This is a genomic window from Desulfoscipio geothermicus DSM 3669 (genome assembly GCF_900115975.1).
GTDB classification, from domain to species: Bacteria; Bacillota; Desulfotomaculia; order Desulfotomaculales; family Desulfallaceae; genus Desulfoscipio; species Desulfoscipio geothermicus.
The window spans coordinates 1-3,058 of sequence record NZ_FOYM01000065.1 but is presented as its reverse complement, the minus strand read 5'-3'; the positions used below and the strand labels follow the sequence as shown (position 1 = coordinate 3,058).

3 protein-coding genes are annotated in these 3,058 nt (G+C 36.6%); all 3 read left to right on the top strand.

Features of this window, described 5'->3' with window-relative positions:
- Window positions 1-247 precede the first annotated feature (247 nt).
- The 3 genes from BM299_RS18580 (at window position 248) to BM299_RS18570 (ending at window position 2,776) form a co-directional block, all read left to right on the top strand.
- A complete protein-coding gene (locus BM299_RS18580; RefSeq protein ID WP_092487996.1) occupies window positions 248-883 on the top strand; it encodes a type II toxin-antitoxin system antitoxin SocA domain-containing protein in 636 nt (211 codons plus the stop codon).
- Window positions 862-1,320 (top strand): type II toxin-antitoxin system PemK/MazF family toxin, encoded by a 459-nt coding sequence (locus tag BM299_RS18575; RefSeq protein ID WP_092487994.1) that lies wholly within the window; start codon window positions 862-864, stop codon window positions 1,318-1,320. The genes BM299_RS18580 and BM299_RS18575 overlap by 22 nt, the downstream gene beginning before the upstream one ends.
- Window positions 1,321-1,477: 157 nt before the next feature.
- Window positions 1,478-2,776 (top strand): IS91 family transposase, encoded by a 1,299-nt coding sequence (locus tag BM299_RS18570; RefSeq protein WP_092487991.1) that lies wholly within the window; start codon window positions 1,478-1,480, stop codon window positions 2,774-2,776.
- Window positions 2,777-3,058: the final 282 nt, after the last annotated feature.

Genomic DNA, 3,058 nt, shown 5'->3' with positions numbered 1-3,058 from the left:
TTATTGCCTAAATCCTGTTTTAAGTTGAGGTGTTAAAATGGCTTAATTTTACGCAATAAAATTAATGACATACAGCAAATATTTATTGATATATTATGGCAGTTACTTCCATTATTTTGCCGCTATTATTGCTGATTGTGATACTTTCACGGATTCAGGAATATTTTAAAAGTGTAGCCAAAATAAAAGAAATATAATAAGATATGAACAACAAGACAGTTTGTCTTTTTAAAATAGGTGGTATTATATGGATAATTTAAAAAAATTAATTATATATATTATAAGTAAATTACGCCAAACTGGGAGAACTGAACTTATAAAAACGGTGTACCTATTTGAGTATTATCACTCATTGGCTTTTGGCCACCAATTCAGTGAAGCTCGTTTTGTGCGTTATAAATATGGCCCTTATTGTGCAGAAGTAATTAATGCTATTAAACAAATGGATGGAATTATTACTGAAAATTTCTATATAGGTATGTATGGACCTGCTTACAGCTATCGTCTTGTAAATCAACCAGAAAAGGAAATATACGCTATGCCATTAGATAAAATGGCTTTGGCAGATTTGGCAATAAAAGTCGTAAGCAGTATGAATTATAATGAAATGCTTAATTATGTCTATTCAACACCACCAATGACGAAAGTAATAATGGCGGAGCAGGTTAGTGGTTATCTTCATTATGAGGAGGAATTAGACATGACCACCAGAAAGCAAACGCCAAAATTTACAAGAAATGAATTGCGAATGGCAAAAGAAAGAAATAGGAATAGGAAAAAACGCGGAACGGATCAAGAATATATTAGCCACCTTCTTGTAGTATACCGTGAGCTAGAACCTCTTAAAAGGAGGGCTAATATATGTCTGACAAAAATGAAGTAACAGCACCATATAGGTCGCTTCAGTTGTATGACATTCGAGAGTTTGAGGTTGGCGAAGCATACTACATTAAAGATGAATTAATTAGAATACCAACTATTGATCGATCTACAGAGGAAAGAAATTATCACCCAGGACGAAGAGTAGTTATTGCCCATAACAGTAATCTAAATGCAGACCCTACTTGGCCGCTTGTCCATGTTGCCCCTTTATCACATAGAGTTGATTTGATGCGGGAGACTGATATTGAAGTCACAACTAACCCCGATGATGGTGATGGAGTTGCAGTTGATAGTATTATACAACTAGCTTTAGTTCAGCCGGTTTTAAAAGTCGATTTAGAACGAAAAGTAGGCAAATTATCTAGAGAAAAAATTGCAGAAATGTTGGCACTTCAAGAAGATATGCTTTTAGGTGAAGTTGAACCTTTAGAAGAGTAAGGGCATGTATCAAACCCGGTTTAAAACCGGGCTTTTAAATTGCTTAGGAAAGTATATGTCATATTAACGTGTTAAAGTACCTAGTTTGGCCGTTTATAAGGAAGGTTATATATTAAATGGTTATAATTAACTTTGCAGTAGATGGTAAAATAATGATATGGGTTTTACATCGAAAGTTAAACAGATAATACAAACAGGCTGGGAAAAGTATGAAACCGTATACGGGAAAATAATAAGGCAGGCTGAAAAAGAAGCGGTTTCAAAGGTCCTTGGATGTGGAGACCCTAAAAACGGGTATGCAGAATATTGGTGTTTGGAATGTAATGGTGCAGAGAAAAAAATAGTGCCCTTTACCTGCAAGAGCAGATTTTGTCCCTCTTGTGGTAAAGTTTATACAGATAATTGGGTTGAGAAAATGGTAAATGAGATGGTCGATGTTCCGCACAGGCATGTTGTATTAACCATAGCCGAGGAATTACGGCCATATTTTTATTGGCATCGAGACGCTATTGATATACTGATAAAAAGCGCAGCACAAGTATTGAAAAGCATCATAGCGGAGAAAAAGAAGAAATTAAAGTTAACACCCGGGATAATAATTGTAGTACATACATTTGGTGGCGATTTAAAATTTAATCCACATATACAGGCATTAGTTACCGAGGGAGGGTTGGATAAGAATGGAGATTGGCAACCTGTAACATATTTTTCGTATCAGGCTTTGCGTAGAAGATGGCAACATTTAGTCTTAAAGAATTTCAAGCAGAGATTTGGAAGTCAGCAAAAAATCAAGAATTTAATAAATAAACTATATGCCCAAAAGAAAAAGGGATTTTATGTATACGGTAAAAATAGAATAAGGGATTCAAGAGGAGCAGCTAAATACATAGGACGTTATATGGCCCGTCCTGCTATAGCTGAATCCAGGATAATATCCTGGGACAGTGAAAAAGTAGAATTTTGGTATGAATCAAAGGAAACTGGAAAGAAAGAGACCGTAGTGCTGCCAATAATGCAATTTATCGGAAGAATCATCAGTCATATCCCGGAGAAACAGTTTAAAATGGTAAGGCATTACGGGATATATGCAAGAAACCAAAGAAAAGAAAGTAGAATAGCAGTAAAACTTTGGCAAGTAGCAGAAACGTTGAAGAGAAGGAAAATTCACGGGTATAAAGAAGTAGCAAAGAAAAAGTCCAGGAAACTTACCTATCGTGAACTGATGATGAAAGAGTATGGACGAGACCCATGCAAATGCCCTAAATGTGGATCTGAGATGGAACTGGTTAAAATTTGGCATCCAGTGTATGGGGATATCTATGACCTTTTTGAGACCGGTGTAGTAGAGGTGATTAATAGTGGCAAAAAGCAAAAAAGCCCCAAAAACAAAAAAGAAAAAGAAAAGACCATTTCAAAAAACGGAACCGATGATAACATACTATTGTTTGCAATGTAAAGTAGAAGAAGATATCCCGGAAGAGGTAATCCAATACTTTGACCTTATTGACCCGGGAGACCCAACTGTTCCTCCCAGATTTACTTGCGAAAAGTGTGGTGGAGAAATGCGCCCAAAAGAGACTTGGACTAATGATTTAGAAGATATTTTCTAGGTAAGAAGAACGCCTCACGAAGTGAGGCGCTTTTTTATGTTCGCCCGGCATGTCTGCCGAGCCGATGGGTTGAAAGAAACCCTGTCACCTAACCAGCGGGAAGACAACCCGTAGGCAAGGGCGTCACT